Annotated in this window: 21 protein-coding genes, 2 tRNA genes and 1 riboswitch; of the genes, 13 read left to right on the top strand and 10 right to left on the bottom strand. The window is 31.2% G+C overall.

Annotation, left to right across the window (positions count from 1 at the left end):
- Positions 1–47 precede the first annotated feature (47 nt).
- The 5 genes from gldK (at position 48) to H2650_RS00095 (ending at position 5,810) form a co-directional block, all read left to right on the top strand.
- A complete protein-coding gene (gldK, locus tag H2650_RS00115) occupies positions 48–1,445 on the top strand; it encodes a gliding motility lipoprotein GldK (RefSeq protein WP_188048734.1) in 1,398 nt (465 codons plus the stop codon).
- A 39-nt stretch (positions 1,446–1,484) separates the two neighbouring features.
- A complete protein-coding gene (gldL, locus tag H2650_RS00110) occupies positions 1,485–2,132 on the top strand; it encodes a gliding motility protein GldL (RefSeq protein WP_188048733.1) in 648 nt (215 codons plus the stop codon).
- Positions 2,133–2,178: 46 nt separating this feature from the next.
- Entirely contained in the window at positions 2,179–3,720 is a 1,542-nt protein-coding gene (gene gldM / locus H2650_RS00105) for a gliding motility protein GldM (RefSeq protein WP_188048732.1), read from the top strand.
- A 46-nt stretch (positions 3,721–3,766) separates the two neighbouring features.
- Positions 3,767–4,657: a gliding motility protein GldN gene (gene gldN, locus H2650_RS00100; protein ID WP_188048731.1), complete on the top strand. Its 891-nt coding sequence runs from the start codon at positions 3,767–3,769 to the stop codon at positions 4,655–4,657.
- 100 nt (positions 4,658–4,757) lie between these two features.
- Positions 4,758–5,810 carry an FAD-binding oxidoreductase gene (locus tag H2650_RS00095; protein ID WP_188048730.1) on the top strand — a complete coding sequence of 351 codons (1,053 nt, stop codon included), beginning with the start codon at positions 4,758–4,760 and terminating at the stop codon, positions 5,808–5,810.
- A 2-nt stretch (positions 5,811–5,812) separates the two neighbouring features.
- Here H2650_RS00095 and H2650_RS00090 read toward each other — a convergent pair whose 3' ends face one another.
- The gene (locus tag H2650_RS00090; RefSeq protein WP_188048729.1) at positions 5,813–6,196 is read right to left on the bottom strand and encodes a DUF983 domain-containing protein; all 384 of its coding nucleotides are present in this window, start codon (positions 6,194–6,196) and stop codon (positions 5,813–5,815) included.
- Positions 6,197–6,269: 73 nt separating this feature from the next.
- Between H2650_RS00090 and H2650_RS00085 the strand changes: the two genes are divergently transcribed.
- Positions 6,270–8,177 (top strand): ABC-F family ATP-binding cassette domain-containing protein, encoded by a 1,908-nt coding sequence (locus H2650_RS00085; protein ID WP_188048728.1) that lies wholly within the window; start codon positions 6,270–6,272, stop codon positions 8,175–8,177.
- A gap of 33 nt (positions 8,178–8,210) precedes the next feature.
- On the opposite strand, the gene H2650_RS00080 is transcribed toward H2650_RS00085, so the two are convergent.
- On the bottom strand, positions 8,211–9,179 hold the full coding sequence (locus H2650_RS00080) for an App1 family protein (protein ID WP_188048727.1): 969 nt from the start codon (positions 9,177–9,179) through the stop codon (positions 8,211–8,213).
- A 64-nt stretch (positions 9,180–9,243) separates the two neighbouring features.
- Here H2650_RS00080 and H2650_RS00075 point away from each other — a divergent pair, with 64 nt between their 5' ends.
- Complete coding sequence (locus H2650_RS00075) at positions 9,244–10,119, top strand: diacylglycerol kinase family protein (protein ID WP_188048726.1); 876 nt, start codon at positions 9,244–9,246, stop codon at positions 10,117–10,119.
- Positions 10,120–10,125: 6 nt separating this feature from the next.
- Here the strand turns inward: H2650_RS00075 and H2650_RS00070 are convergent, their stop codons facing one another.
- A complete protein-coding gene (locus H2650_RS00070; protein WP_188048725.1) occupies positions 10,126–11,274 on the bottom strand; it encodes a peptidogalycan biosysnthesis protein in 1,149 nt (382 codons plus the stop codon).
- A gap of 96 nt (positions 11,275–11,370) precedes the next feature.
- Between H2650_RS00070 and H2650_RS00065 the strand changes: the two genes are divergently transcribed.
- Together H2650_RS00065 and H2650_RS00060 are read left to right on the top strand one after the other, a co-directional pair.
- The gene (locus H2650_RS00065; protein ID WP_188048724.1) at positions 11,371–11,649 is read left to right on the top strand and encodes a 4a-hydroxytetrahydrobiopterin dehydratase; all 279 of its coding nucleotides are present in this window, start codon (positions 11,371–11,373) and stop codon (positions 11,647–11,649) included.
- A gap of 317 nt (positions 11,650–11,966) precedes the next feature.
- The gene (locus H2650_RS00060) at positions 11,967–12,821 is read left to right on the top strand and encodes a leucine-rich repeat domain-containing protein (protein WP_188048723.1); all 855 of its coding nucleotides are present in this window, start codon (positions 11,967–11,969) and stop codon (positions 12,819–12,821) included.
- Positions 12,822–13,037: 216 nt separating this feature from the next.
- On the opposite strand, the gene H2650_RS00055 is transcribed toward H2650_RS00060, so the two are convergent.
- The 4 genes from H2650_RS00055 to H2650_RS00040 form a co-directional block, all read right to left on the bottom strand.
- On the bottom strand, positions 13,038–14,150 hold the full coding sequence (locus H2650_RS00055) for a PKD-like domain-containing protein (RefSeq protein WP_188048722.1): 1,113 nt from the start codon (positions 14,148–14,150) through the stop codon (positions 13,038–13,040).
- Between the two features lie 30 nt (positions 14,151–14,180).
- Positions 14,181–15,326 (bottom strand): YncE family protein, encoded by a 1,146-nt coding sequence (locus H2650_RS00050; RefSeq protein WP_188048721.1) that lies wholly within the window; start codon positions 15,324–15,326, stop codon positions 14,181–14,183.
- 24 nt (positions 15,327–15,350) lie between these two features.
- Positions 15,351–17,402 carry a TonB-dependent siderophore receptor gene (locus H2650_RS00045; protein ID WP_188048720.1) on the bottom strand — a complete coding sequence of 684 codons (2,052 nt, stop codon included), beginning with the start codon at positions 17,400–17,402 and terminating at the stop codon, positions 15,351–15,353.
- Between the two features lie 97 nt (positions 17,403–17,499).
- A riboswitch (cobalamin riboswitch) is annotated at positions 17,500–17,729 on the bottom strand.
- A gap of 253 nt (positions 17,730–17,982) precedes the next feature.
- Positions 17,983–18,681: a pseudouridine synthase gene (locus H2650_RS00040; RefSeq protein ID WP_188048719.1), complete on the bottom strand. Its 699-nt coding sequence runs from the start codon at positions 18,679–18,681 to the stop codon at positions 17,983–17,985.
- Positions 18,682–19,233: 552 nt separating this feature from the next.
- Here H2650_RS00040 and H2650_RS00035 point away from each other — a divergent pair.
- Both H2650_RS00035 and H2650_RS00030 read left to right on the top strand, forming a co-directional pair.
- Complete coding sequence (locus H2650_RS00035) at positions 19,234–19,401, top strand: hypothetical protein (protein WP_188048718.1); 168 nt, start codon at positions 19,234–19,236, stop codon at positions 19,399–19,401.
- Positions 19,402–19,599: 198 nt separating this feature from the next.
- The gene (locus H2650_RS00030) at positions 19,600–20,112 is read left to right on the top strand and encodes a PRC-barrel domain-containing protein (RefSeq protein ID WP_188048717.1); all 513 of its coding nucleotides are present in this window, start codon (positions 19,600–19,602) and stop codon (positions 20,110–20,112) included.
- 131 nt (positions 20,113–20,243) lie between these two features.
- On the opposite strand, the gene H2650_RS00025 is transcribed toward H2650_RS00030, so the two are convergent.
- A complete protein-coding gene (locus tag H2650_RS00025) occupies positions 20,244–20,717 on the bottom strand; it encodes a hypothetical protein (RefSeq protein ID WP_188048716.1) in 474 nt (157 codons plus the stop codon).
- A 370-nt stretch (positions 20,718–21,087) separates the two neighbouring features.
- On the opposite strand from H2650_RS00025, the gene H2650_RS00020 reads away from it, so the two are divergent.
- Positions 21,088–23,100: a M13 family metallopeptidase gene (locus H2650_RS00020; protein WP_188048715.1), complete on the top strand. Its 2,013-nt coding sequence runs from the start codon at positions 21,088–21,090 to the stop codon at positions 23,098–23,100.
- Positions 23,101–23,417: 317 nt separating this feature from the next.
- A complete protein-coding gene (locus tag H2650_RS00015) occupies positions 23,418–24,047 on the top strand; it encodes a hypothetical protein (protein ID WP_188048714.1) in 630 nt (209 codons plus the stop codon).
- Positions 24,048–24,387: 340 nt separating this feature from the next.
- Here H2650_RS00015 and H2650_RS00010 read toward each other — a convergent pair.
- Both H2650_RS00010 and H2650_RS00005 read right to left on the bottom strand, forming a co-directional pair.
- A tRNA-Met gene (locus H2650_RS00010) sits at positions 24,388–24,460 on the bottom strand.
- A gap of 34 nt (positions 24,461–24,494) precedes the next feature.
- Positions 24,495–24,567, bottom strand: a tRNA-Met gene (locus tag H2650_RS00005).
- Positions 24,568–24,834 lie beyond the last annotated feature (267 nt).

The raw sequence follows: 24,834 nt of genomic DNA, 5'->3' as shown, positions 1-24,834 counted from the left end.
AAATAGGTTTACAGCCTTAAAAATAATGAATAGATAACCAAATTTACATGAAGAAGTTCATAGCTTTTGCAACAATTTTAACCCTTCTAGTTAGCTGTGGTAAATCAAGCGATAAAGGAGAATTAGTTGGTATTAATGGAGGAAAATGGCATCCTGAGAAGCCATATGGAATGGCATTAATACCCGGGGGTGCTTTTATTATGGGTAAATCAGATGCTGATTTAGCCAATGTAGAAGATGCTCCTACAAAAACAGTTACTGTTCGTGCTTTTTACATGGATGAAACGGAAATTACTAATAGTGAGTACCGACAGTTTGTAGAATGGGTAAAAGACTCTACTGTTAGAGTTCGTTTAGCTATTTTTGCAGATTTAAATGGGCAAACTCCTGGAACGGGTAAAGGTAAAAATGCCACTAGTATTGGTGATTTTGCTTTTAACGATTCGGACCCTGCTAAGATGTCGCCTTACGATAAATACATGTATGATAACTATTATAGTGTAGGAACTTCTGATGATCAGTATGCTGGTAGAAAATTAAACAGAAAAGTAAAATTGATTAAAGATACAAAATTGTATCCAGATGAATATTACACTGAAGTTATGGATTCTATGTATATTCCAATAGCGGAATCATATAATGGTTTGCGTACTATGGATGTCAATAAATTAAAATTCAGGTATTCTTGGATGGATATTCAGGCTGCTGCTAAAGCAAAAGTGGGTAACAGAAAAGATTTTATCAAAACTGAAGAAGTAAAGGTTTATCCAGATACTACAGTTTGGATTAAAGATTTTGCTTATTCTTATAATGAACCAATGCATAATGACTACTTCTGGCATAAAGCCTATGGTGATTATCCTGTTGTTGGTGTTAAATGGACTCAAGCTAAAGCATTTTGTGCTTGGAGAACTTTAAATAAGAATACTTATGTGAAAGCAAAGAAAAAAGGTCATGATTTAGTAAATAGTTTCAGATTGCCAACTGAGGCAGAATGGGAATATGCTGCTAGAGGTGGTTTAGAATCTGCTACTTATCCTTGGGGTGGTCCTTATACAAAAAGCGACAGAGGTTGTTTCTTAGCAAACTTTAAGCCTAATAGAGGTGATTATGCTGCAGATGAAGCTCTATATACTGTAGAAGCTAAGTCTTATGATCCAAATGGTTATAACTTATATAACATGGCAGGAAATGTTTCTGAGTGGACTGATTCATCTTATGATTCAAATGCTTATGAATATGTATCTTCTATGAATCCAAATGTTCAAGACGGTTCAAATAAACGTAAGGTTTTGCGTGGAGGTTCTTGGAAGGACGTTGCTTACTTCCTACAGGTAAGTACAAGAGATTATGAATATGCTGACTCAGCAAGAAGTTATATCGGTTTTAGAACGGTTCAAGATTATATGGGAACTAAAGCTACTGGTAACGGAAAAAAGAAATAAAAACAAACCAAATCTACTAAATATTAAAAAAAAATTATTATGGCATTATTAAGCAAAAAAGTGATGAATTTCTCATATGGTATGGGAGCGGCAGTTGTAATTATTGGGGCATTATTTAAAATTACCCATATTGAATTTGGAGTTATAACAGGGAACTTGATGCTTACAATTGGTCTTGTAGTGGAGGCACTTATTTTTGCACTTTCTGCATTCGAACCAGTTGATGATGATTTGGATTGGACTTTGGTTTATCCAGAATTAGGGAACGGACAAGCTAAAACAGCGGTTAAAAAAGTAGAAAATACTACAGAAGCACAAGGTTTATTATCTCAAAAATTAGACGCAATGTTAAAAGATGCGAAAATTGATGGTGAGTTAATGGCTAGTTTAGGAAATAGTATTAAAAACTTTGAATCAGCAGCTAAGAGTATTTCTCCTACTGTAGATTCAATTGCTTCTACTAAAAAATATAGTGAAGAGTTGACATTGGCAGCTGCTCAAATGGAATCATTGAACAGTTTGTACAAAGTACAATTACAAAGCGCATCTAGAAATGCTCAAATAAATGAAGAAGTTGCTGAAAACAACTTAAAATTAAAAGATCAAATGTTATCATTGACTTCTAATTTGTCTTCTTTGAACAACGTTTATGGAGGTATGCTTTCTGCAATGAATAATAAAGGATAATTAGTTTCAAACTATAAAAAAATAATAAACTAATTATTTAGAAAATATGGCAGGAGGAAAACTAACCCCTAGACAGAAGATGATTAACCTAATGTACTTGGTTTTTATCGCAATGTTAGCATTAAATATGTCCAAAGAAGTGTTGTCTGCATTTGGATTAATGAATGAAAAATTTGAAAGTTCTAATGCTTCGGCTGAATTGTCTAACACTCAGATGTTGGCTGGTTTAGATGCAAAAGCTTCAGAAGCAGGTGGAGAATTTACTGCAGCTTCAGCTACTGCACACAAAGTAGAAGGTATTACTAAGACTTTTTATGATTATATTGGTAAAATTAAAACAGATGTTTTAAAGGGTACTCAAGTTAAACCTGAGACTGGTAAATTACCTTATGAAGAAATGGATAAAGGCGACAACTTAGACCAATTGTGGTTTAGTCCAGCTGGGTATTCTGCAAAAGGTAAAGAAGTTATTGCAACTGTAGAAAAATACAAAGCAGACATGAAATCTGCTTTAGGTAATAACCAAAAATTAGCTTCAATTTTAGCTGAAGTGAATAGTAAATTTGATTTATCTAAAGTTAAAAATAAAGACGGAGTAGGGATTGATTATTTAGATTATCATTTTAAAGGTTTCCCAGCTGTTGCATCTTTAGCAAAATTATCTGCTTGGCAGAATGATGTTAAAAAATCTGAAACTGATGTTTATAATACTTTATTAGGTAAGGCTGCTGTTGCTGCTGCCTCTTACAGCAATTATGAAGCGATAGTAGTTTTAGATAAAAGCGCTTATTTTCAAGGAGAACAAGTTACAGGTAAAGTGGTTTTAGGTCGTTATGACAAAAATACAACACCTACTTCTTTTTCTGGTCCAGGTAAAATTGTAAACGGTCAAGCGGTTATTGCTATGACAGCTGGAAGTGTTGGAGAGCAAGCTATTAATGGTCAATTTACTTTTATGGAAGATGGAAAATCTATTCCATTAAAATTTAAAGGAAATTATGTTGTTGTTCCTAGACCTAATTCTGCTACAATTTCTGCTGATAAGATGAATGTAGTATACAGAGGTGTTGTCAATCCTATGACTATATCTTTTGCAGGTGTATCTAGTGATAAAGTTACTGCTTCTGCTCCAGGATTAAATTCTGCAGGTGGTGGAAAATACAGTATGAGTCCAGGTGCAGGAAATGAAGTTGTCATTAATGTAAGTGCTACTCTTAATGATGGTTCTAAAGTTTCTGATAAAAAAGCTTTTAGAATTAAAGGTATTCCTGGTCCAGCTGGTACAATTAGAGGTGAAATGGGTGTTGTAAAAGGACCTAAATCAAATCTTGAAATTGCAACAATTGGTGCTAAGTTAGTTGATTTTGATTTTGAAGTTGGCTTAGATGTTGTTGGATTTAATCTTAAAGTTACAGGACAACCTACAGTAGTTGTACAAGGAGATAAAATGAATGCACAGTGTAAAGCAGTGCTTGCAAAAGCAGGAAGAGGTGACCAAGTTACTATTTCTGAAATTAAAACTAAACTTATTGGAGCTGGTAGTTATTTATTGCCAAGAACTGCACCAGTAATTTTTGAAATACAATAACTAGTAGTTTTTTTAATCTACTTAATTATCTTATAAAGATACAATGATGAATGTAAGAAATTTTTTAATCGCTATTATTTCTATTACGGGAAGTTTTTCAACTTTTGGGCAATCTAATTTGCTTAATGCTAAAACTCCGGACCAAATAGGACTTAAAACTGCTGCACAACTTATTTCAGATAATGATAAGCCATTAGCTTACGGTTATGTGCATGATAGAGATGTTTTGATGGGAAAAACAACTTGGGAAATTATTGACTTAAGCGAAAAGATTAATTTTGCTTTATATTTTCCAATTGATACTGCTAATGTAGGATCAGATAGAAGATCTTTGTATGATGTTCTAACAAAAGCAATGAAAAATGGTGCAATTACTGAAGTTTATACTGATAGTTATTTTAACACTAAAAAATCTTTAGGAGATATTCAAGCTTCTCTAACTCGTATCGATACTACTGATGCAGGTAGAGAGCAAATTAATGCTGGAAATAAAATTTCAGAAGAATATATTTTAAGACAAGATCTTTCTGCAGCTGATGTTACTGAATATAAGATTAAAGGATATTGGTATTTTGATAAACGTCAAAGTGAATTAAAGTATCGATTATTAGGAATTTGTCCTGTAACTCCTGATGTCTATTCTATGAATAGTGATGAGAAAGATTATATCGAACTTTTTTGGATATTTTTCCCAGCAGCAAGAGAAGTTTTGCATGATGCTAAAGCTTTTAATGATAAAAATTCTGCATTACCAATTTCATTTGATCAAATTTTAAATTCAAGGCGTTTTAATAGTGTTATCTATAAAGAAGAAAATGTGTACGGTGATAGAAATATTGACGAATACATGAAAGATAATGCTCAAAATCAATTGCTTGAATCAGAAAGAGTAAAAGATAAAATACGAAATTTCGAATCGGATATGTGGAATTATTAATTCTGATATATATCAAAACAAAAAAAACTCTTACTCTTGTAGTAAGAGTTTTTTTGTTTTTATAGACTTATATTTGCTTTTTTAATAGAACGTATCTCAAATGGTTGATTACTTAATTGTAGGTTGTGGGTTAGCAGGAATTTCATTCGCAGAAATAGCATTGAATAATGGAAAAACTATATTTGTTTTGGATGATGACTCTCAAAATTCTTCTAAAATTGCTGGTGGACTTTATAATCCAGTTATATTAAAACGTTTTAGTGAAGTATGGAAAGCAAAGGAACAGTTGGAATTGATGGTTGATTTTTATGATACTATTGAAAAAAAAATAGCTTGTAAAGTCGATTTTAAAACTCCCATATTAAGGAAGTTTTTTTCAATAGAAGAACAAAATAATTGGTTTTCAGCTTCAGATAAAATTGCTTTGACTCCTTTTTTATCTACTCAATTAATTTCAAAAAAATATGAGAGTATAGATTCGCCATATGGATATGGTGAAGTTTTAGAGACGGGTTACGTTGATACTTCATTGCTTTTAAATAAATACAGAGAATATTTAAAATCAAATAATTTGTTTCTTAAAGATAAATTTGATTACAAAGCTTTGCAGGTTGAATCAAGTTACATTAGTTATAAAGATATTCAAGCAAAGCATATTATTTTTGCTGAAGGTTTCGGTTTACATTCCAATCCGTATTTTAATGATTTGCCCTTAGACGGTACCAAAGGGGAGCTTTTTATTATAAAAGCACCAGAACTATCTTTAGATGTAATTGTTAATACTAGCGTTTTTATTTTGCCTTTAGGGAACGATTTATTTAAAATTGGTGCTACTTACAATTGGAAAGATAAAACTGATTTGCCAACAGAAGAAGGAAAATTAGAGTTAATAGAGCGAATTAAGGAAATTATTACCTGTGATTTTGAAATTATATCTCATTTTGCAGGTGTTCGTCCTACTGTAAAAGACAGAAGACCACTTTTAGGAACGCATGCTGAATATAATTCAATTCATATTCTGAATGGATTAGGAACTAGAGGAGTAATGCTAGGGCCAGCGATGGCGAAAGCTCTTTTTGAGTTTATAGAATTAAAAAAACCTTTAGATATCGAAGTCGATATAAAAAGGTTTTACAAGAAGATTAAAAAATAATATTATTTTAAATTTGTTTTTGGATCATAGGAAACAAACATGTTAATGTAAATGTTTCTAGACCAACGCAAAACAAATGGAAATGATAAAACAATAGCTGCAATAATTACTATAAAAGCTACTTTTAGACTTGAGCTAAAAAACAAAAATGAAATGATAAAAGCAGCGATTCCGATGGCGACATTTAGACCATAACTAACATACATTGCGCCATAAAAAAAAGAGGGTTCTATTTGATATTTTAATCCACAATGACTGCAAGTATCGTTCATTTTTAAAATTTTATCCAAATGAAGTATGTTTTTGTCGAAATACATACTCTCATTCTGACATTTAGGACAAGTTCCTGTTAAAATGCTATATAATTTGGATCCTTTTTTTAACATTTGCAAAAAATTTAATTTTTCCTTTTTTGGAGTTACAAATTTACATATTCAAAAAGGAATAAAACCATAATACATGCTTAATATACACAATTTATCTGTTTCCTTTGGCGGTTCTTATTTATTTGAAGAAGTTACCTTTCGATTGGGTGCTGGAGACAGAGTTGGTCTTGTTGGAAAAAACGGTGCTGGAAAATCAACAATGCTTAAAATTCTAGCTGGAGATTTCAAACCCGATTCTGGTCAGATTGCAACAGAGAAAGAAGTTCAAATGGGATTCTTACGTCAAGATATCGATTTTGAAGAAGGAAGAACTGTCTTGGAAGAAGCCTATGAAGCATTTACAGAAATTAAAATTGTAGAAAAAAAGCTTGAACAAATTAATCATTTATTGGTTACTCGTACAGACTATGAAAGTGAAGAGTATAGTCAAATTATAGAAGATTTATCTGATTACACCCATCGATTTGAATTGCTTGGTGGTTATAATTATGTAGGTGATACAGAGAAAATCTTACTGGGTTTAGGATTTAAACGTGAAGTTTTTGACAATCAAACCGAGACTTTTTCTGGTGGATGGAGAATGCGTATTGAATTAGCTAAGTTGTTGCTGCAATCTAATGATATCTTATTGCTGGATGAGCCAACCAATCACTTGGATATTGAGAGTATTATTTGGTTAGAAAGTTTTTTGCGTAATTATGCGGGAGTTGTAGTGATTGTATCTCACGATAAAATGTTCTTGGACAATGTAACTAATAGAACTATCGAGATTTCATTAGGAAAAGCATACGATTTCAATAAGCCTTACTCAGAATATTTAGAATTGCGTCATGAAATTCGTGAAAAGCAATTGGCAACACAAAAGAATCAAGCCAAAAAAATTGAAGAAACAGAGAAGTTAATCGAAAAGTTCCGTGCGAAAGCATCTAAAGCTTCTATGGCACAGTCTTTAATCAAGAAATTAGACAAAGTAGAGCGCATAGAAGTTGATGAAGATGATAATTCAGTAATGAATATTACATTTCCAGTTTCAAAAGAGCCAGGAAGAGTAGTGATAGAAGCAGAAAATGTTACTAAAAGTTATGGTGATAAAACCATTTTAAAAGATATTAATCTTTTAGTAGAGCGCGGAAGTAAAATTGCTTTTGTGGGACAAAATGGTCAAGGTAAATCTACTTTTATCAAAGCTATCGTAGATGAGTTTGAATACCAAGGAAATATTAAACTAGGGCATAATGTACAATTGGGTTATTTTGCACAAAACCAAGCAGAGTATTTGGATGGCGAAATTACCTTACTTCAAACGATGGAAGATGCAGCAGCAGATACGAATCGTATGAAAGTACGTGATATGCTGGGTTCTTTCTTGTTTAGAGGTGATGATGTAGAAAAGAAGGTAAAAGTGCTTTCTGGAGGAGAAAGAAACCGTTTAGCGCTTTGTAAATTACTTTTGCAACCAATCAATGTATTGTTGATGGATGAGCCTACGAATCACTTGGATATAAAATCTAAAAACGTGTTGAAAGCAGCATTGCAAAAATTTGGTGGAACTTTATTGTTAGTTTCTCACGATAGGGATTTTTTGCAAGGAATGTCAAACTTAGTGTACGAGTTTAAAGACCAAAAAATAAAAGAATATTTAGGAGATATTAATTATTTCTTAGAACAGCGCAATATGGAAAATATGCGTGAAGTGGAGAAAAAAGATGCTCAAAAAGCGACTTCGCCAAAAGAAAGTAATAAAGCCTCTTATGAAGATCAGAAAAAAGGGAAGGCTTTGCAAAATAAATTAAGTAAAGTTGAAAGTCAAATCAAACAATTAGAAAGAGATATTCAGCAAGATGATAAAATGCTTGCTTCTAATTATGACAAACACATAGAAGATGCTAAGTTTTTTACTGCATACAATAAGAAAAAAGCAGAATTAGACAAACTACTTCTCGATTGGGAATTAGTTCAAGAAGAGATAGATAATGCCTAATAAAAAAAGAGTCCTAAAACGGGACTCTTTTTTTTATTCTATTATTCCAATAGCTTTTGAATGTGCAATAGCTTCGCTACTGTCTTTGAAATAGCACACAGCAACATCTAAAGTTTCTAAATTTTTTAAAACAGTGATTACTTTTTCTTTTTTAACGCTTCCGGTTTGCCTAATGTAAACTGCTTTTACAGTAACGGGAAATATTTTGCATATTGCTTCATATAAAAAAGCATCTTGCTGGGAATCATCACCTAGAAGTATATATTGTAAATTGGGGTAAAATTCTAATAAGTGTTTTACCTTTTCAAATTTGTGATTGTGATCTCCTCTACCAGTCCATAAAAAATCTTTTAAGCTTGTTTTAATATCTTTTAGAAGTAAAACTGCTTTAGGTAAATTATGAATTTGAGTGAATTTTTTAATGAAATAATATAAGTTCCATTCACTACTAGATACGTAGAAAAAAACATTAAATTCATCTTTGTTGTCTCTTTTGGCTGTACTTAAAGCTTGATAATGAGTTACAACATCGGTATAAACTTTCCTTTTATCTATATTTTTAAATAATAAGATGTATAATTTTTTTAAAGGGCTTTTGGTGTGAGAAATCAAAAAGGTATCATCAATGTCCGAAATAATGCCTAAATTCCCTTTGTGTGGTCTAATATAGCTTTCAGTTGTGCTAATGACCTCTTTATTATAAATGATGCTTACTTCATAATCAATCCAGCCATACGCATTATTTTGATCTAATGGAACGCAAAACTTAAAGTAGCCATCTTTAAGGGTTTTAGTGTGAATTTTAGTATTACAGTGATTCAAATAAACATCTGCATTGCTTTGTGTTTTAATTCTAAATAATCGGATAATAGATCTCGCATTTTTGAATTTTTTTTTTTGAAAATTATATTCTTCAGTAGTTGTAGGTTTAAAAACATGACCCATAACAATTAATTCTTGTTCATTTGCGTAACCTCGATATAATTTTAAAATTGGTTTCATATATTGTAGTACTTTTGAAAGTAGATGAATTTAAAGATTTTTAATCAATAAAGCAGAATAAATTTTGAAAAATAATTGTATCCTAGTTGTAAATCCTATTTCAGGAGGTATTGATAAGACTGAATTAATTAATACCATAACTGCTTTTGCAGAAAAGGAAAATTTTAATATCCACATTTTCAAAACTTCTGGAGTATCAGATAGTGATCGCCTAAAAGAATTTTATAAGAGTCATAAAACAGAGCGAGTAATAGTTGCTGGAGGTGATGGAACTATAAAAATGGTTGCTGAAGCCCTAGAAGATGAAGATATTATTATTGGTATTTTGCCTGCAGGTTCTGCAAATGGTCTAGCAGTAGACTTAAATTTGCCGACTACAATTGAAGAGAATTTGCCAATTGCATTTTATAATCACTATATGGAAATGGATATGATTTCCATCAACGGAAAAAAAAGCATTCATTTGAGTGATCTTGGTCTCAATGCCGAAATGATAAAAAACTATGAAAACAGCAGTATTCGAGGAAAATTGGGTTATGCCTTGCAAACAGTAAACACCTTAATTGATTTAGACGATCCATTTACCGCTACTATCACCGGTGATTTTCCAACGGTTGAATGTGAAGCAAGAATGATTGTTATTGCCAATTCACAAAAATATGGCACAGGCGTTTCTATAAATCCAAACGGAATAATGGACGATGGAAAGTTTGAATTGGTAATTTTAAAGAATATGGATTTAGTTGTTTTAGGGAAAATTATTACTGGGAATATGCCTTTGGATAATAATGATGTCGAAATTATTTCTACTGCTAAAGCAGTAATTGCTACTAACGTTCCTGTAAGTTTTCAAATTGATGGTGAATATTGTGGAGCTGAAACTAAACTCAATATCGAAATTTTACCAAAACAAATGAAAGTCGCAATTCCCGTTGTATAAATATTATTATTTAAAAGGATTTCGCTCTTGCCAAATGGTTTCAGGTTCTAAATACTTGAATATTTTTGACATATATGAATTTACTATCGAATTATTATGCGATATAATTCCGTACATTTTTACGGGTTTAGCACCTACAGAACTTTTAATTTCTAAAGCTGTTCTTGCAAAAACAATTTCATCAAAATCTTTTTTGATAGAATAGGCAATCATGTCGTAGAGCATATTTAAATACAACATCTTTTCCCTTTGAATGGTATCGTTATATCCAAGAAAATAAGTGTCCATCGTTTTTCCGTTCTTTATTAAAGTATTAAATCCAATTAATTCTTCATTTAAAAAATAACCGTAGAAAAGAAATTGGTCCTTAAAAATTTCTTTAAAAACTCTGAAATGATTTTTTGGTAAGAAAAAAGTATTAAAAGGAGCATTTTTTGCCACATGAAAATACAAGTCATAAATAGCATCTTCTAGTAAAATTATTTCTTCTAGATGTAATTTTCTTTTTTCAATACCTACTGCTTTTTTGCGAGCTCTTTTATATTGATCTCTGTATTTTTTTGAAAGAGAATCTATGTAATCTTGTTCTATTTTCCAATTTTCGTTAATATAAAAAATCATATTAGGTTGTGTCGAAAATTGATAATCATTCTTAAATTCGCAAGTTTCAAAGTTTTCAATTTGCGTTTTACTAAAATCCTTATATGTAGTAATGTGGATCGTGATCCCTTTTGATTTGTAGCGTTTTTTTAATTCTTTAGTAGCTTCGTGTAATAATGCAATTACGGTTTTCTCCTCTATTTCGTTTAGTAAAGCATATGCGTTTTGGCCAGTCAACATGTTATTTCCAACTACTAATACTTGTGAGGCAAAGTTTTTGAAAACTAGATTTCTAACGGTAGTTTTAATGCATTTATCTCGCTCTCCAAAAGATTCTAATTTGTTTAAATCAAGAAATTGACAAAGGGCAATACTAACTAATTTTTCTTTTTTAAAAATACCAATATAATGACAAATCATATTTTCAGGAGATGATTGTTCTAGTACTTTTAAATAGTTTTTAGATAAAAAAACACTTGAGACTGCTATGCTGTCCCAGTTTGAAGGAAGTTGTTCAGTAGAATTATAAATTGTAAAAGAGTACTCTGTATTCAAGTTGTAAAAAGATATTTTTCAAAAATAATCAATAAAGTTAATATATTTCTGATTCTTTAAAATTTAACTAACTTTATAAAAATTAAAAAATGCATTATGAGAACGTATACAGAAAAATCAATACAAAAAGAGTTATCAGAACTTAAAGACTGGAAATTTAATAATAATGGTATAGAGAAAAATTTTAAATTTTTAGATTTTTCAAAAGCTTTAGGTTTTATAGTTCAAGTTGGACTTTTTGCAGAGAAAGCCAATCACCATCCTGAACTATTCAACGTCTACAATAAAGTAACTATTCGTCTAACTACACATGATGCAGATGGTGTTACCGATAAAGATATTGATCTTGCCAAAAATATTGAAAGCATTTTATAAAAGTTGAATTTCTTTTTTATTAGTGTAAATTAATATTATTTCATGAGGAATCTTTTTCCTTTTATATACAAGCGGCATTTCAAACTAAGGAGTTTTTTAATTTTTTTTTTTGAATGAAATTATGACAAAAAAGAGTTTTAATAAAATGTTAGTAACGCAGAGTTTACATTTATTAGTTCAATTAAAATAAAATAAAGCATATATAAATGTAAGATTTTTATTTTTGTTAATTATTTAATTGTGTATTTCATCGATTTTATTTGTTGATTAGCGATAATGATGTTATTTTTAAATGTGTTAAAGAAAACATCAAGATCATGAAAAAACTATACAGCTTATTATTAATCGCATTATTTTCCTTTTCAATGTTTGCTAAGGTGTCTCCTGCAGAGCAAAATGCATTGATAAAATTGTATGAATCTACAAATGGAAAACAATGGAAGACAACGTGGGATTTGTCATCACCAGTTTCTAGTTGGAATGGTGTTACAGTACAAAATGATAAAGTGGTTGCGATTCATTTAGAAAACAATAACTTAGTTGGTGCACTTCCAGTTGAGATTGTAAATTTGGTTAACCTTGAGGTTTTAGATTTACACAAAAATCAAATTTCAGGAACCATACCTACTTTTATTGGAAAATTAAAAGAATTGAGAGTTTTAGATTTGTCTTTTAATAAGTTTTTAGGTGAAATTCCTACTTCAATTTGCGAATTATCTAATTTAAAGGATTTACAATTGTATATGAATGGACTTTCAGGACAACTTCCTGAAAATATTGGTAACCTAAGAAATTTAGAAACACTTTCATTATTTAACAATCAAATTGAAGGATACATTCCCAATTCACTTTATGCGATTACAAGCATTAAAACCTTGCTTCTAAATAGTAATAACTTCGTAGGTGAATTAAGCAAAGATGTTAAAAATTTAGTTGCACTTGAAAATTTTAGCTTGTTTGATAATAAAATGAATGGTGGCGTACCACTAGAATTAGAAAAATTAAATAAATTAAAAGAAATGAATATTTCTTACAATAGGTTTAAAGGTTTTGTTTCTAAAGATTTAGCTCTTTTAGACACTCTAAATATGACTATGCTTAATGATCAGGGACTTGCTGTATTATTAAATGTTAAAGCCGATAGAAATACTGCTATTGTATCAGAAGATTAAGAATTACATTATAATTTAATAATTGTTTGTTGGTTTAGTATCGTTTTTAGTGAACTTAGTTAAAACCTGTTGGCTCATTTGCTACAGGTTTTTTTATATTTAATAAATCCTCTTTAATTTAAAACCTTTTAAAAGTCATAATTAATTACTCTATTTTAATAAATAAAAAAAGCTTCAGTTTTTCTGAAGCTTTTTTTATTTGATATAGAGTAAAATTTATTTTAAATTTAAATCAGTAAATCCAGAAACTTCTGTTGAAACTTCTCCAGTTGAACTGTTTTCTGCACGATTAGAGCTATATACTTTAATAAAGTCAATTGCAGCTAATTTTACAGATTTTCCATTTTTATCAACAGCCCAACTAATATCAATTTGAGCTTTCTCATCCATATTTGACCAGTTATCAGCATATCCCCATTCGTAAGCAGGAGTAACCCAAAGTGACTTTTTCTCTAAATTAGATTTTAAAAAAGTTCCTTTGAATGTCACTGTCGCACCTTTCCATAAAGGGTAATAACTTTGCTTGTTGTATTGGTTTTTAGAAATGTATCCAGTTTGGTTTTGATTATCTGTCCATTTGATGTAATTAAGTTCAGTTGGGCTTACTGGCTCACTTTCTGGTTTGTAATAGGTGATTTCATAGTTTTTTATCGTGGTCGGTTTGTTGTATTCTGAACCGGCAATTTCATACCATTCATCGTCAGCTTTACCGTTTCCGTTTGCATCGTAAGAAACCATAATAATGCCTGGTTCTGCATTATTTTCAAAAGCATTTCCTAGAACAATAAAATCATTTCCTTCTTTATTGATTATGGTATGGTCAAAACCAAAAGTTACATAACCACCAAAACCACCAAGACTAATCATATTATTGGCTGATAATTTTGTTTCCGCTGCAAGACGCATGGTTTCATCAGTGTCGTTAGCAGTTGCAGTAGGAAGTTTGTTAATGGATTGTCCAGGTGCAGGTAAATAATCAAATACACGAGTTATTTTATTAAAGTAGCTTTTTTCGTTTACCGTTATTGTAAAAGTTTTTGAGTTTTCTCCGCCTTCATTTTTTACTTTAAAAACTAGGTTATGAGATCCAGCTTCTGCAAAAGTATAAAGTAAATTGACTGTGTTTGCAATTTCTTTACCATCTAAAGACCAAGTATATGTTGCCTTGTCAGCGTTTTTTAATTCCGGTGCGATTCTTAGCCATTGCATTTTATCAACTGCAAAACCACCACTAGGTGTTGTGATTTCAATTTCTGGTGAGACTATTTCGTCATCAGAGCAAGCAGCCAACGTCAAGATTAGGGACAAAGCAAATAGAATTTTTTTCATTTTTAGAATTACTTAAAGGGTTATTAATTGTTATTTGAATTTTTGTTTGAAAGCAATATGAGCTGGAATGTCACCGGTAGTCACCGTAAATTTTGTGTTTCCATCTTTATCAAGACAGTATAATTTTCCTGGAGACACATAATCTCCTGCATCGGTGATATAAATGTTAAATGATATTGGATCTACCGCAATTCCGTAGGGAGTTGTTATTAAATCGCTAACAGATTTTGGTAAAAAAGATTGCGGTAAAAGGGTTTCTGTTTTTGTGTTTATGAGCGAGTAAGTAATTACATTCTCGAAAGTAGTGTAGTTAAATTCTGAACCAATTACATAGGCTTGATCTCCGGCAATCCATAAATTTGCGCAGGCAATGTCAAATGTTTTTTTTACTAAATCAGTTTTTGAATCTATCACAAATAATTTGGAGGCAATAGAATAATAATCTCCACGAGAACTTACATAAATATCGCCATCACTATCTACTTTTAGACGATTTAAGTTAATAGCCACATCAATATCTTTTGTCTTTGTAAATTTTTTTAAATCAATTACAGATACGGTTCTTTCATAATCAGTAGGATTGTATCCTCCAGAATTAGCAACATATAGTTTCTGTCCCAATACGGCTAATCCTTCAGGTTGTCGGCCTACTTTTACTGTTCTGCCTATGTTTAGCGAGGTTGTGTCAATCTCGGCAACAAAACCATTTGGAGTGTTGTTATCTAAACCTATTTCGCCATCATAAGAGCTCACATATACTTTTCCGTTACCAAAAGTCACGTAACGTCCGTTCTTTAAATCAATAACCTTTAGACGCTTTGCAGTTTTCGCGTCCATCACTTCAACTTTATTTGAGTTGTTTATAACGGCATAAATTTTATTACCATAAACAGCAATGTCATTTCCTACATCTCCTAACCCTAACGTAGCTTCTGGATTGGCTTGACTGTAAATGTTACGTTTATAAACTCCTGTTTTGTAATCATAATAATCTAATGAAGCTTTATTAGAACTCATGTTTCCTTCGTTCAAAAGATAGAAACCCTCAACCGCTGTTGGTGTTTGTGAAGGAAGTTCTACTATTTCTTCTTTAATTATAGGATCATCACCTTGACAAGAAGTAAAACTGCTTATTACGACTATCAGAAGAATTAAATTTTTTTTTGTTGTTTTCATAATTTGACTTTTTAGGTTGTTTTTTTAAAAATTAATAGCGAGGTTTAATCGATAATTTCGTCCAGGCATCGGAAAATTTAAGACTACATCATAATATTGATTCATTAAATTGTTTACCTCAGCACCAATTTTTATACGTTTTTTTAAAATTGTAGTGTCCCAAATTACAGCCATATCACTGGTGTACCAAGGTTGTACATAGTTTACAGGGATATTTGCTTTCTGACTGTAACGTTCACCAGTATAAATAAAACTATAATTTAGTTGCCATTTTTTCCAGTTAATGCTGGAGGTTAGTGTTCCACTATTTTTTGGTATATAAGGAATTTGGTCTCCGTAGGTGCTGCCTTTTGGAGTAATGTCTCTTGCGATTTGATAAGTGTAAGAGAGGCCTAGATCTAGTGCTATTTCTGCAGGTAGTTTGAAAATCATATTAAAATTGATGTCTAATCCCTTGATTTCAACTTCTCCTAAATTCATCATTGTCCATCGAAATAAATTAGAAGACGGCATGGCAATTATTTTATCCTTTACACGATTGTAATAAACATCAGCTTGAAAAGAGGCAGTTTGTAAAAATTTTCTAGGTTCAAGCAAATAAGTGGTTCCAAAATTATACTGTGTTGTGAATTCTGGTTTCAAGGAACTGTTGCCAATAAAAGTATAATACAAGTCATTGAAAGTTGGCATTCTAAAAGATTCCTTATAAAAAGCACGCACTCTGAAATTCTTATTTTCTAAGGGTTGATAGGAAGCGGAGAGTACCGGACAAAATACATTCTGATTTTTTCCCTGCTGATAATATTTGACTTGCTCATCTACATAAGCATCTAAAAGACTTGCTTGAATGTCTAGACGATTCCAATGCATCTCACTGGATAAAGCACCGAGATAGGAATATCGGGTAGGATAGGGGAAACGATATAAATTAGCCTCTAAAGTGTTAATTGAAAAATCAGTTGCTAGCGCTATTTTCCACCATTTATTTATCTTGTACAGATTTACAATTGAGGCATAAAATTCATTTTGATAGTATTTGTTGTCTAGAGCACCTTCTAGCGTTTTGTAATCTGGATCCAGATAACGACTAAAGTCTTTGCTAAATTTCACATTGGCTAGTAAATCATATGCATCCGAAAATGAGTTTTGATAAGAGCCGTGAATAAAAAAGTTACTATCCCATTGTCTCTGAATATGGTCGTAGTTATTAGCTACAATCGCCCCAGGTAATCCTCGTTCTGAATTATAAAAGTAGGCTTTCAAGCTTGCTTTTGCTGTTTCGCTAATCTTTGAGTTGAATGAAATTTCTCCTCTAAAGGCCGCAACGTCGCCATTTTGTCTTACAGCTGTTGTGTCATAACCGGCTTTTTTTTGATAACGGTATTTATAATGTCCGTCTGCTTTTGTCCATTCTACGCTCGTAGTAAAAGAGGTTTTTTGAGAAAGCTTTTGTTCTAGTAGTAGGGAAGGGTTAAAAAGTCCAAACGAGCCTGTTTTTAATGCAGTACGCACATTTGTATTTTTATCCTTTTTAAATTCTGGTGTTTTCGATCTAAGAAAGAGTGTGTTAGAGGCAAAAAAACCTCTCGCTGGTTGAAAAATAGAGGATTTTTGGCCGTTATATAATTCTATGGCTTCTATATTATCAAGGGAATATTTACCCAAATCTACTTGTCCATTTTGCGCATTACCTACTGTCATTCCATCATAAAAAACCGCTGTATGTGCACTCCCTAAACTGCGAACATTGATTGTTTTTAATCCGCCAATACCGCCGTAATCTTTAAGTTGAACACCGGAAAAATATCGAATAGCATCAGCAACAGAAAGGCTATTTAGTTTTTCTAATTGCTTGCCAGATAAAATTTGAACTGGCATAGGCGATTCGATTTTAAATTCTCGCTTATTTAAATACAGTATCACCTCACTCAAAGGATGTGGTTTTAAAGAATCAGATTCTTTTTTAGGTACAGGAAGATTATTTTGTGCAACGACTGGATTTGAAAATATAATCCATACGAACAACAATAATCCACCATGTAACAGACGATACAATCTTAATTTACATAAGTGCATAACAATGTGGCTATTTAAAAAAAATAGATGTAATTGAATTCATTAAAATCAAATATGATTCTGAATTTTTGTGTTTGAAAGCTCTGGTCCGCGAAAGCTTCAATGTATTTGCAGTGGTAGGTCTCCTGACTTGTTCCCATTTTGAACCGCCTTCCCATTATATCATGCAGATAAAACAGTGGCAAAAGTTAAGATTTACTAATAAAAGAAATCTGTCAAAATGTTGCATGGAACTTACAGTAACGGGCTTGTTCAGGATTTACACCTGATTCCCTCTTAGTTAGCTATACCGAAAAGTATAGGTAAACCATTGCGAAGGCAAAAGTAGATAAACTTTTCTTACTTATCAGCCTGTTTCGTTTTAAATTAAATAATGATTGTTGTTCTCTTCTGTATATTTTTTAGAAAAATGTAATACTACAGATTATTTTGAGGAATTGCATGGAATAAAAAAGACGCTATTTATAAGTTACTTTTTTTAATTTTTGGGGAATAGATATTGAATCGGTTTTCAGTAATAATAGTATTTTGGCGTGAGTTTTAAACAATACAATATGAAAAACATTTAAAAATTATGATTCTATTGATACTGACTTAAATCTAGATTTAAAATGGTTCCTACTCTACTAAACTCTTCATTAATCTTGGCATTCAAGATAATTTGTTCGTTTTTTATGGGATGATTAAAAATTAACTGATGTGCATGAAGCATCATTCCTTTTAGTTCATAATTCTCCAACCATAATTTATTCTGTTTATTACAACCATGAGGACGACTTCCTAAAATGGGATGAAAAATATGCTTGAAATGTTTTCGCAATTGATGCATGCGTCCCGTTTCTGGAATCGCTTCTACCAAACAATAGCGTGAAGTTGGTTTGTTATTAAATTCTAAAGTAATTTCAGTATTTTGTAAACGATGAAAATAGGTTACTGCATTTTGTGTAATGTCATCGTCGTTGGTTAAGTCATAATCAATCGTTAGTTCTTCAGGTGACCAACCGCGTAAAATGGCTAAATATTTTTTTTCGACTTCACGCGTGGCAAAACTATCATTCATAATTTTTAAAACTTCCTTATCTAAAGCAAATAACAAGACACCAGATGTTTTGCGGTCTAAACGATGAATAGGATATACGTGTTGCCCTCCAATTTGATTTCTCAATTCTTGAATGGCGTACACTTTAGCATCGCGTGCATAAAATGATTTGTGAACCAGCAATCCACTGGGTTTATTAATGGCTATAATATATTCATCTTGATAAAGAATTTCTAACATTTGGTAAAAGTAAAAGAGATTTCGATTTAAATAACTTTTACGACTTGTTTATTTCTGTTGTTTTAAAAAAGTTCCTATGAATTGCTTTACGAGTATCTTTTGATTTTGTGCGCAGAATTTTATTTGGTGAATAAAAATTGATTGATTTATGAGTGTTTATAGGCAATAAATTGAGTTTAAAACTGAGTGCTTTATGTACATCTTTCTTTAGGTTTAAAATTTTTAGCCGCAGCTTAATATGATTAAAAAGATTTATTCTGTGAAAATTAATTTAATCTGTGGCTATTTTTTTGTAATTCAACCTTGGGAACTCATAGTTGGTATGTTATTTTATATGGGTTTTTAATTTCAATCTTTCTTTAAGATTAAAATAGCATTGATCTTAATTTTTGATTCTCAACTTTAATTTTCCAAAAATATTTTAAATAGTTAATTTTTAGGTTGCTGGGAATTATGTAATTTATAGTTGAAATTAAATACTTAGTAATACATACTCATTTGTACCTTTAGTTTAAATAAAAGTTGAATATTAATAATTATAAAAAATTAGTTATGGCAGAAATTAAAATTGAGAAAAAGAAGCCGATATGGCCATGGGTTATAGCAATAGTGTTAATAGCAGCGCTTGTATATTTCATCTTTTTGAAAGATAATGGAACTCAGGTTCAAAACACAACAGTGATCGAAAACACTACAAGTGTAGATACTACAGCAAATTAATTAGGAAAGTTGTGGAAATAAATCACTCTATATAGTGTGAAATTTTATAGTTAATTAATAGCTGCTTTGCTTGTATTATGCTAAAGAAAAGAGGCAGAAAAGGTTCTCTGAAATTATCAACAGAGTAATGATTGCATATTAATTTCTGTAAAAAGATTTAGAGAATAAATAAATTGATACTATTAAAAATAAAGAGATATGGAAAATAAAGTTAAAAATTTATACCGACTAGATGAACTTTCTGATTATAAAGTGTCTTCAGACTATTCGGACGTAAGAGGTTGGAAAATTGTAGATGCAGATAACCGCACTATTGGTAAAGTCGACAATCTATGGGTAAATAAAGATATGCAACGCGTAGTTTATTTAGATGTCAATGTCGATAAAGGATTAATAGAAGACAGTAAAAATGAAGTTCATGAAGCTATAACAAACGAAAGTGTAAATGAATTTATGTATAAGGATGGAGATAGCCATATTATTATACCTATTGGATCTGTAACCATAAATAAAGACACAAAAATTGTCATGGCTAATAGTATAGATTATAATACTTTTAGAAAAACAACACGATATAATCGAGAGCAAAATTTTGACAGGAACTATGAAAAAAAAGTATTTGATTCCTATTATCCTGATGAGAAGTCTCGCGATGATTCTGACAGTGATAATGATGCTTTTTATAACCGCAGAGAATTTGACGGTCACTAATTATCCCTATAATTTACAAGATTAAATTGCTTATATTTAAGTATCCAAAAAAGATCAAACATTTAATAATGTTTGATCTTTTTTGGTTTTCTAACATATATTAGCTCCATCAAAAGGTGCTTTTTATTCTGCTATTTTTTTGCGTCAAGCTGAACTTTAAATTTTCCATAAAAAGGATTATCTGCCATTAATGAATGTCCAATTACTATAATGTAATTTCCTTTTTGTTTAAGGTCAATTTTTAAATCCATTCCAAATGGGCCATCTGAGGTTTTATCAGGGAAAATAATTTGGTTGAAACGGATGTTTCCCTTTCCTGTAGTAGGGACAATCTTTGCATCTAGCTGTTTGAAATTTTCATTATTAAATTTTAGATAAACTCTCGAATCAATAGAATCTATTGAGCCCTCTGCTATATAAAAACCTTCTTGATTTTTAAAATTCATAGCTATGGTGTCATCTATTTGTTTGTTTTGTTCTTTTTGCTGTTCTATTTTTTTTCCTTTGGGATCAACATCTGAACTGATATCAGCATCTTGCTTGTTTTCTTTTTGCTGACAGGATAAAAAGAAAAGTGATATCAGAAGTATTGAAAAATTTCTCATAATTTTATTATTAATAAATTATTCGAAATTTACCCTTTTTAAAGGCTGTTTTGTTATACAATACCATTTAAATTTTATATTGATATAATACTTCAGTCATTGTTATAAGATTTTTTATGAAGAAGTATTTTTAGAACGAAAGTGCGAATTGGTGACTTCTTTATGGGTAATTTTTAATCAATTTTCAAAATGAACATAAAAAAAGCCTCAGATTTCTCTGAAGTAAGTGGGAACCATTCTAACAAAAAACTTTATAATTAAAAACTGAATTCGTATATTGTTCTGCTAAAATTAGCTATGCCAGGCATATACATTTTAAAATATCAAACTTCAAGCGTTTTACTACACTTTAATAGAAATAATTTAGATTATGAAAAATTCATTACTACTCTTCATTGCATTCATAGCTTTTACAGCTTGCTCCAAACATCAAGGGGAAAAAAATATTGCTATCACTGGAATAGATTCCACATTGCGACCTGGTGATGATTTTTTTAAATATGTAAATGGCAAATGGTATGATTCTGTAAAGATACCTGCATCGCAATCCGGAGTTGGTACCTATATGTTTATGAATTACCCACAACGAATGCGTCTGCAAGGAATATTGGATAGTATTTCGCAAAGCAAGAATTCAGCAGGAAGTATAGCGCAGAAGGTTGGAGATTTTTATGCATCAGGTATGGATACAGTAACGATTGAAAAACGCGGTTATACACCTATCAAGCCTTTACTTGCCAAAATTGATGCAATTAGTGATTTACCGTCTTTAATGAACTTTGTAGTTGATCAAGTAAAAGTAGACAATTCTTCTATTATAGGTTTTGGTGTGTCACCCGATGAAAAAAATAGTAGTATGAACATAGCCCAAATCTATCAAACGGGTATCGGTTTGCCTGACAGGGACTATTATTTTAAATCAGATTCATCAACTGTTGCCATACAGGAAGCGTACAAAAAATACCTTTCTACATTATTTCAACAAACAGGTAGTAATGCTATAGAGGCTAAAAAGAATGCTAATTTGGTTTATGACATCGACAAACAACTCGCCGTTTCGCATAAAACAAAAGTGGAACTTCGAGATGTGCAAGCAAATTATAATAAAATGGCTGTCACAGATCTTGTAAAAAGACATCCCAATATTGGCTGGACTACTTTTTTAAACAATTTAGGTGCAAAAACCGATTCTATTAATGTAGGACAACTTGCCTATTATGATGCCCTTAATAAGTTATTAAAAACCATCCCCATTACTAATTGGAAAATTTACTTGAAAGCAAATTCTATAGAAAGATATTCAGATGATTTAAGTAAGCCTTTTGTAGATGCCTCGTTTGAGTATACCAAAGTGCTTTCTGGTCAAGCTGTTCAAAAAACACGTGGAGAAAAAATGGCTAATGTTGTTGATAATTACTTAGGTGAAGCGTTGGGTGAATTGTATGTAAAGAAATATTTTTCAGAAGATGCTAAAAAACGAATGTTGATCTTGGTGAATAATCTTCAAAAAGCGTATGCCAAAAGAATTGATAAATTAGAATGGATGAGTCAAAGTACGAAACAAAAAGCTAAGGAAAAGTTGTTTGCCATTACTAAGAAAATAGGATATCCTGATAAATGGAAAGACTATAGCAAAGTAAACATAGCTAGAAATACTTATTTTGAGAATATGGTTTCGGCGGCTTCAGTTGCAAATCAATTTCAATTGGCAAAATTGGGCAAAGCAGTCGATAAATCAGAATGGTTTACTACAGTTCCAACAGTTACGGCCTATAATAACCCTACTGCAAATGAAATTGTTTTTCCTGCAGGTATTTTACAACCCCCATATTTTGATAATAATGCAGATGATGCGCTTAACTACGGAGGTATTGGAATGGTTATAGGTCACGAAATAACCCATACTTTTGATGATCAAGGTGCTCAATATGACAAGAATGGTAACTTAAAAAACTGGTGGACAAAAGAGGATTATGCTCAGTTTAAGGCAAGAATACAACAGGTTATCAATTTGTATAGTACTTATACCGTTTTAGGTGATTTACATATTAATGGTGCAATGACAGTTGGCGAAAATACGGCAGATATTGCTGGAATAGCAGTTGCTTATGATGCTTTTAAAATGACTGAAGAAGGACAAGGAAATACAAAAATTGATGGTTTTACTCCAGACCAACGTTTTTTTATTTCTATTGCGAAAATATGGAGAGTAAAAATGAAAGACGAGTTCCTGCGTTTGTGGATTAACAATAATCCTCATTCTCCACCAAATTGGCGAGTTAATGGTCCTTTAATGAATACGACACCTTTTTACGAAGCATTTAATGTACAAGCTGGAGATAAAATGTTTTTGCCCAAAAAAGACAGAATAACAATTTGGTAATATTCTTTATTCAAGTCTTCTCATAAAAACTGCGCAAATGTCTCTGTGGACTTTGCGCATTTTTTTTTGGTTTCTTTTAAATTGTGAATTTTTAGAAGTCTCTTGAGCTTTTTTAATTTTTAGCTTGAACCATAAAAAAAGCTATAGATTTCTCTGAGGCTTTTCTAGTAGCGGGAAATCTTGAAAAATTTAACGAGTTTATTGATGATTTTTATAAGATTGTTTATGTTTGCGATTATCTTTATAAAAAAAACATCTTATGTTGATAAATTATAAGCATTTAAAATTAGAAAGAATATCAAGAAATAATAAATAAAATGGACAATAAAGATTCTCTCGTTTTAAATTTACAAAATAGAATAATTGTTTTAGAAAAAGCAAGAAAATCAGATAGTGAATTTGTAAAGTATACAACATACACAGCAAAAGAAACGGAAAGACGATTAAATGGTTTAGAAGTGAGTAAAGATTCATTTTCTAAGTCCGATTATATAAGTTTTGTAGCAATGCTAATTGCTTTAATTTCGGCAATTTGTACTGGTTTGTATTTTATTTACGGTGTTTTTAAGAAAAAGCAAGTTAAGAAAAGGGAGTTTTTCAATGGAGCATGGGGTTCAGAAGGAGATATTATAAATCCACAGCCTTTACCATATTTATCTTTTGTTATTGAAACTAATTTAGATGATGGAAAAATTACAGGAACGTACTATCCAAATAATAAATCCTACCCCGTTGCCCTTTCTATAAATGGTCAGCTAAAATCTGGTAAAGCCAAAATTAAAATTACACATATTAGCCAACAAAAAGAATTTGTTTATGGTAAAGCAGAGTTAGAAATTAGAGAGAAAATTATGAATTGGAAAACTATATCTGGTGAAAAGGAATTGTTTCCTAGACTATCTAATGCTTGGAAGGTTAACCATGACCCTTCATTTTTTACATTTTAATTTTTCTAATAATATATTTTCTAATATTTAAAAAATAAGGAAAGTTTATTTAGCTTCTTAAAGTAAACAGTGCTTATTAAGAAAGAGGAAGTATAACAAAAAGGTAAGTTATGTACCTAGATTATCCAGTATCCACTAGTATGTAAAAAAATAATTAGAATTTTGGACCTATCTTCCCCAGCTCTCCCACGTGTTATTATGAAACGCTTTGCGAATGTCTCCTGACTTCGCACTGACAATCTAAATTAAGTAATTTAAATCAAATTAAATTTGGAGGAAGTTTAATTTTAAAAGTAATATAAACAAAAAAGCTTCAGATTTCTCTGAAGCTTTTTCTTAGTAGCGGGAACAGGACTCGAACCTGTGACCTTCGGGTTATGAGCCCGACGAGCTGCCTACTGCTCTATCCCGCGATGTGCGTTTTGTAATCTCAATAAGGCTACTTAGTAGCGGGAACAGGACTCGAACCTGTGACCTTCGGGTTATGAGCCCGACGAGCTGCCTACTGCTCTATCCCGCGATGTGGGTGCAAAGGTACATCTAAATTCGAGAATTGCAACTAAAAACTTTAAAAAATGTTTTATTTCTTGTAGTAGCTTGATATAATTAGCTTTGAGGAATAAAGTTTATTAGAATCTTTGCTCAATCTCAATAATGGGAGTTAATTAGGTTATTAGTTGTGGATTAAATTTTTAATAAATTCTCTTCCAATTCCAGTTTTTAAATACTTTTCTCTTTTCATTGCTTCGGCTTTAGAAGGGAAAAATTCAACATAAATAACTTTCCT

This window comes from Flavobacterium sp. GP15 (genome assembly GCF_014281985.1).
GTDB lineage: Bacteria > Bacteroidota > Bacteroidia > Flavobacteriales > Flavobacteriaceae > Flavobacterium > Flavobacterium pygoscelis.
The sequence above is the reverse complement of the archived record's forward strand: the minus strand, read 5'-3'. Positions and strand labels throughout refer to the sequence as shown.

What these genes read in the sequence shown, in the direction of transcription:
- H2650_RS00080 (WP_188048727.1), bottom strand. Translation starts at nt 9,179, where the DNA reads ATGAAACCAATTTTAAAATTATATCGAGGTTACGCAAATGAACAAGAA.
- H2650_RS00045 (WP_188048720.1), bottom strand. Translation starts at nt 17,402, where the DNA reads ATGCACTTATGTAAATTAAGATTGTATCGTCTGTTACATGGTGGATTA.
- H2650_RS00055 (WP_188048722.1), bottom strand. Translation starts at nt 14,150, where the DNA reads ATGAAAAAAATTCTATTTGCTTTGTCCCTAATCTTGACGTTGGCTGCT.
- H2650_RS00020 (WP_188048715.1), top strand. Translation starts at nt 21,088, where the DNA reads ATGAAAAATTCATTACTACTCTTCATTGCATTCATAGCTTTTACAGCT.
- gldN (WP_188048731.1), top strand. Translation starts at nt 3,767, where the DNA reads ATGAATGTAAGAAATTTTTTAATCGCTATTATTTCTATTACGGGAAGT.
- gldM (WP_188048732.1), top strand. Translation starts at nt 2,179, where the DNA reads ATGGCAGGAGGAAAACTAACCCCTAGACAGAAGATGATTAACCTAATG.
- H2650_RS00030 (WP_188048717.1), top strand. Translation starts at nt 19,600, where the DNA reads ATGGAAAATAAAGTTAAAAATTTATACCGACTAGATGAACTTTCTGAT.
- gldL (WP_188048733.1), top strand. Translation starts at nt 1,485, where the DNA reads ATGGCATTATTAAGCAAAAAAGTGATGAATTTCTCATATGGTATGGGA.
- H2650_RS00025 (WP_188048716.1), bottom strand. Translation starts at nt 20,717, where the DNA reads ATGAGAAATTTTTCAATACTTCTGATATCACTTTTCTTTTTATCCTGT.
- H2650_RS00040 (WP_188048719.1), bottom strand. Translation starts at nt 18,681, where the DNA reads ATGTTAGAAATTCTTTATCAAGATGAATATATTATAGCCATTAATAAA.
- H2650_RS00015 (WP_188048714.1), top strand. Translation starts at nt 23,418, where the DNA reads ATGGACAATAAAGATTCTCTCGTTTTAAATTTACAAAATAGAATAATT.
- H2650_RS00085 (WP_188048728.1), top strand. Translation starts at nt 6,270, where the DNA reads ATGCTTAATATACACAATTTATCTGTTTCCTTTGGCGGTTCTTATTTA.
- H2650_RS00050 (WP_188048721.1), bottom strand. Translation starts at nt 15,326, where the DNA reads ATGAAAACAACAAAAAAAAATTTAATTCTTCTGATAGTCGTAATAAGC.
- H2650_RS00095 (WP_188048730.1), top strand. Translation starts at nt 4,758, where the DNA reads ATGGTTGATTACTTAATTGTAGGTTGTGGGTTAGCAGGAATTTCATTC.
- gldK (WP_188048734.1), top strand. Translation starts at nt 48, where the DNA reads ATGAAGAAGTTCATAGCTTTTGCAACAATTTTAACCCTTCTAGTTAGC.
- H2650_RS00060 (WP_188048723.1), top strand. Translation starts at nt 11,967, where the DNA reads ATGAAAAAACTATACAGCTTATTATTAATCGCATTATTTTCCTTTTCA.
- H2650_RS00065 (WP_188048724.1), top strand. Translation starts at nt 11,371, where the DNA reads ATGAGAACGTATACAGAAAAATCAATACAAAAAGAGTTATCAGAACTT.
- H2650_RS00035 (WP_188048718.1), top strand. Translation starts at nt 19,234, where the DNA reads ATGGCAGAAATTAAAATTGAGAAAAAGAAGCCGATATGGCCATGGGTT.
- H2650_RS00090 (WP_188048729.1), bottom strand. Translation starts at nt 6,196, where the DNA reads ATGTTAAAAAAAGGATCCAAATTATATAGCATTTTAACAGGAACTTGT.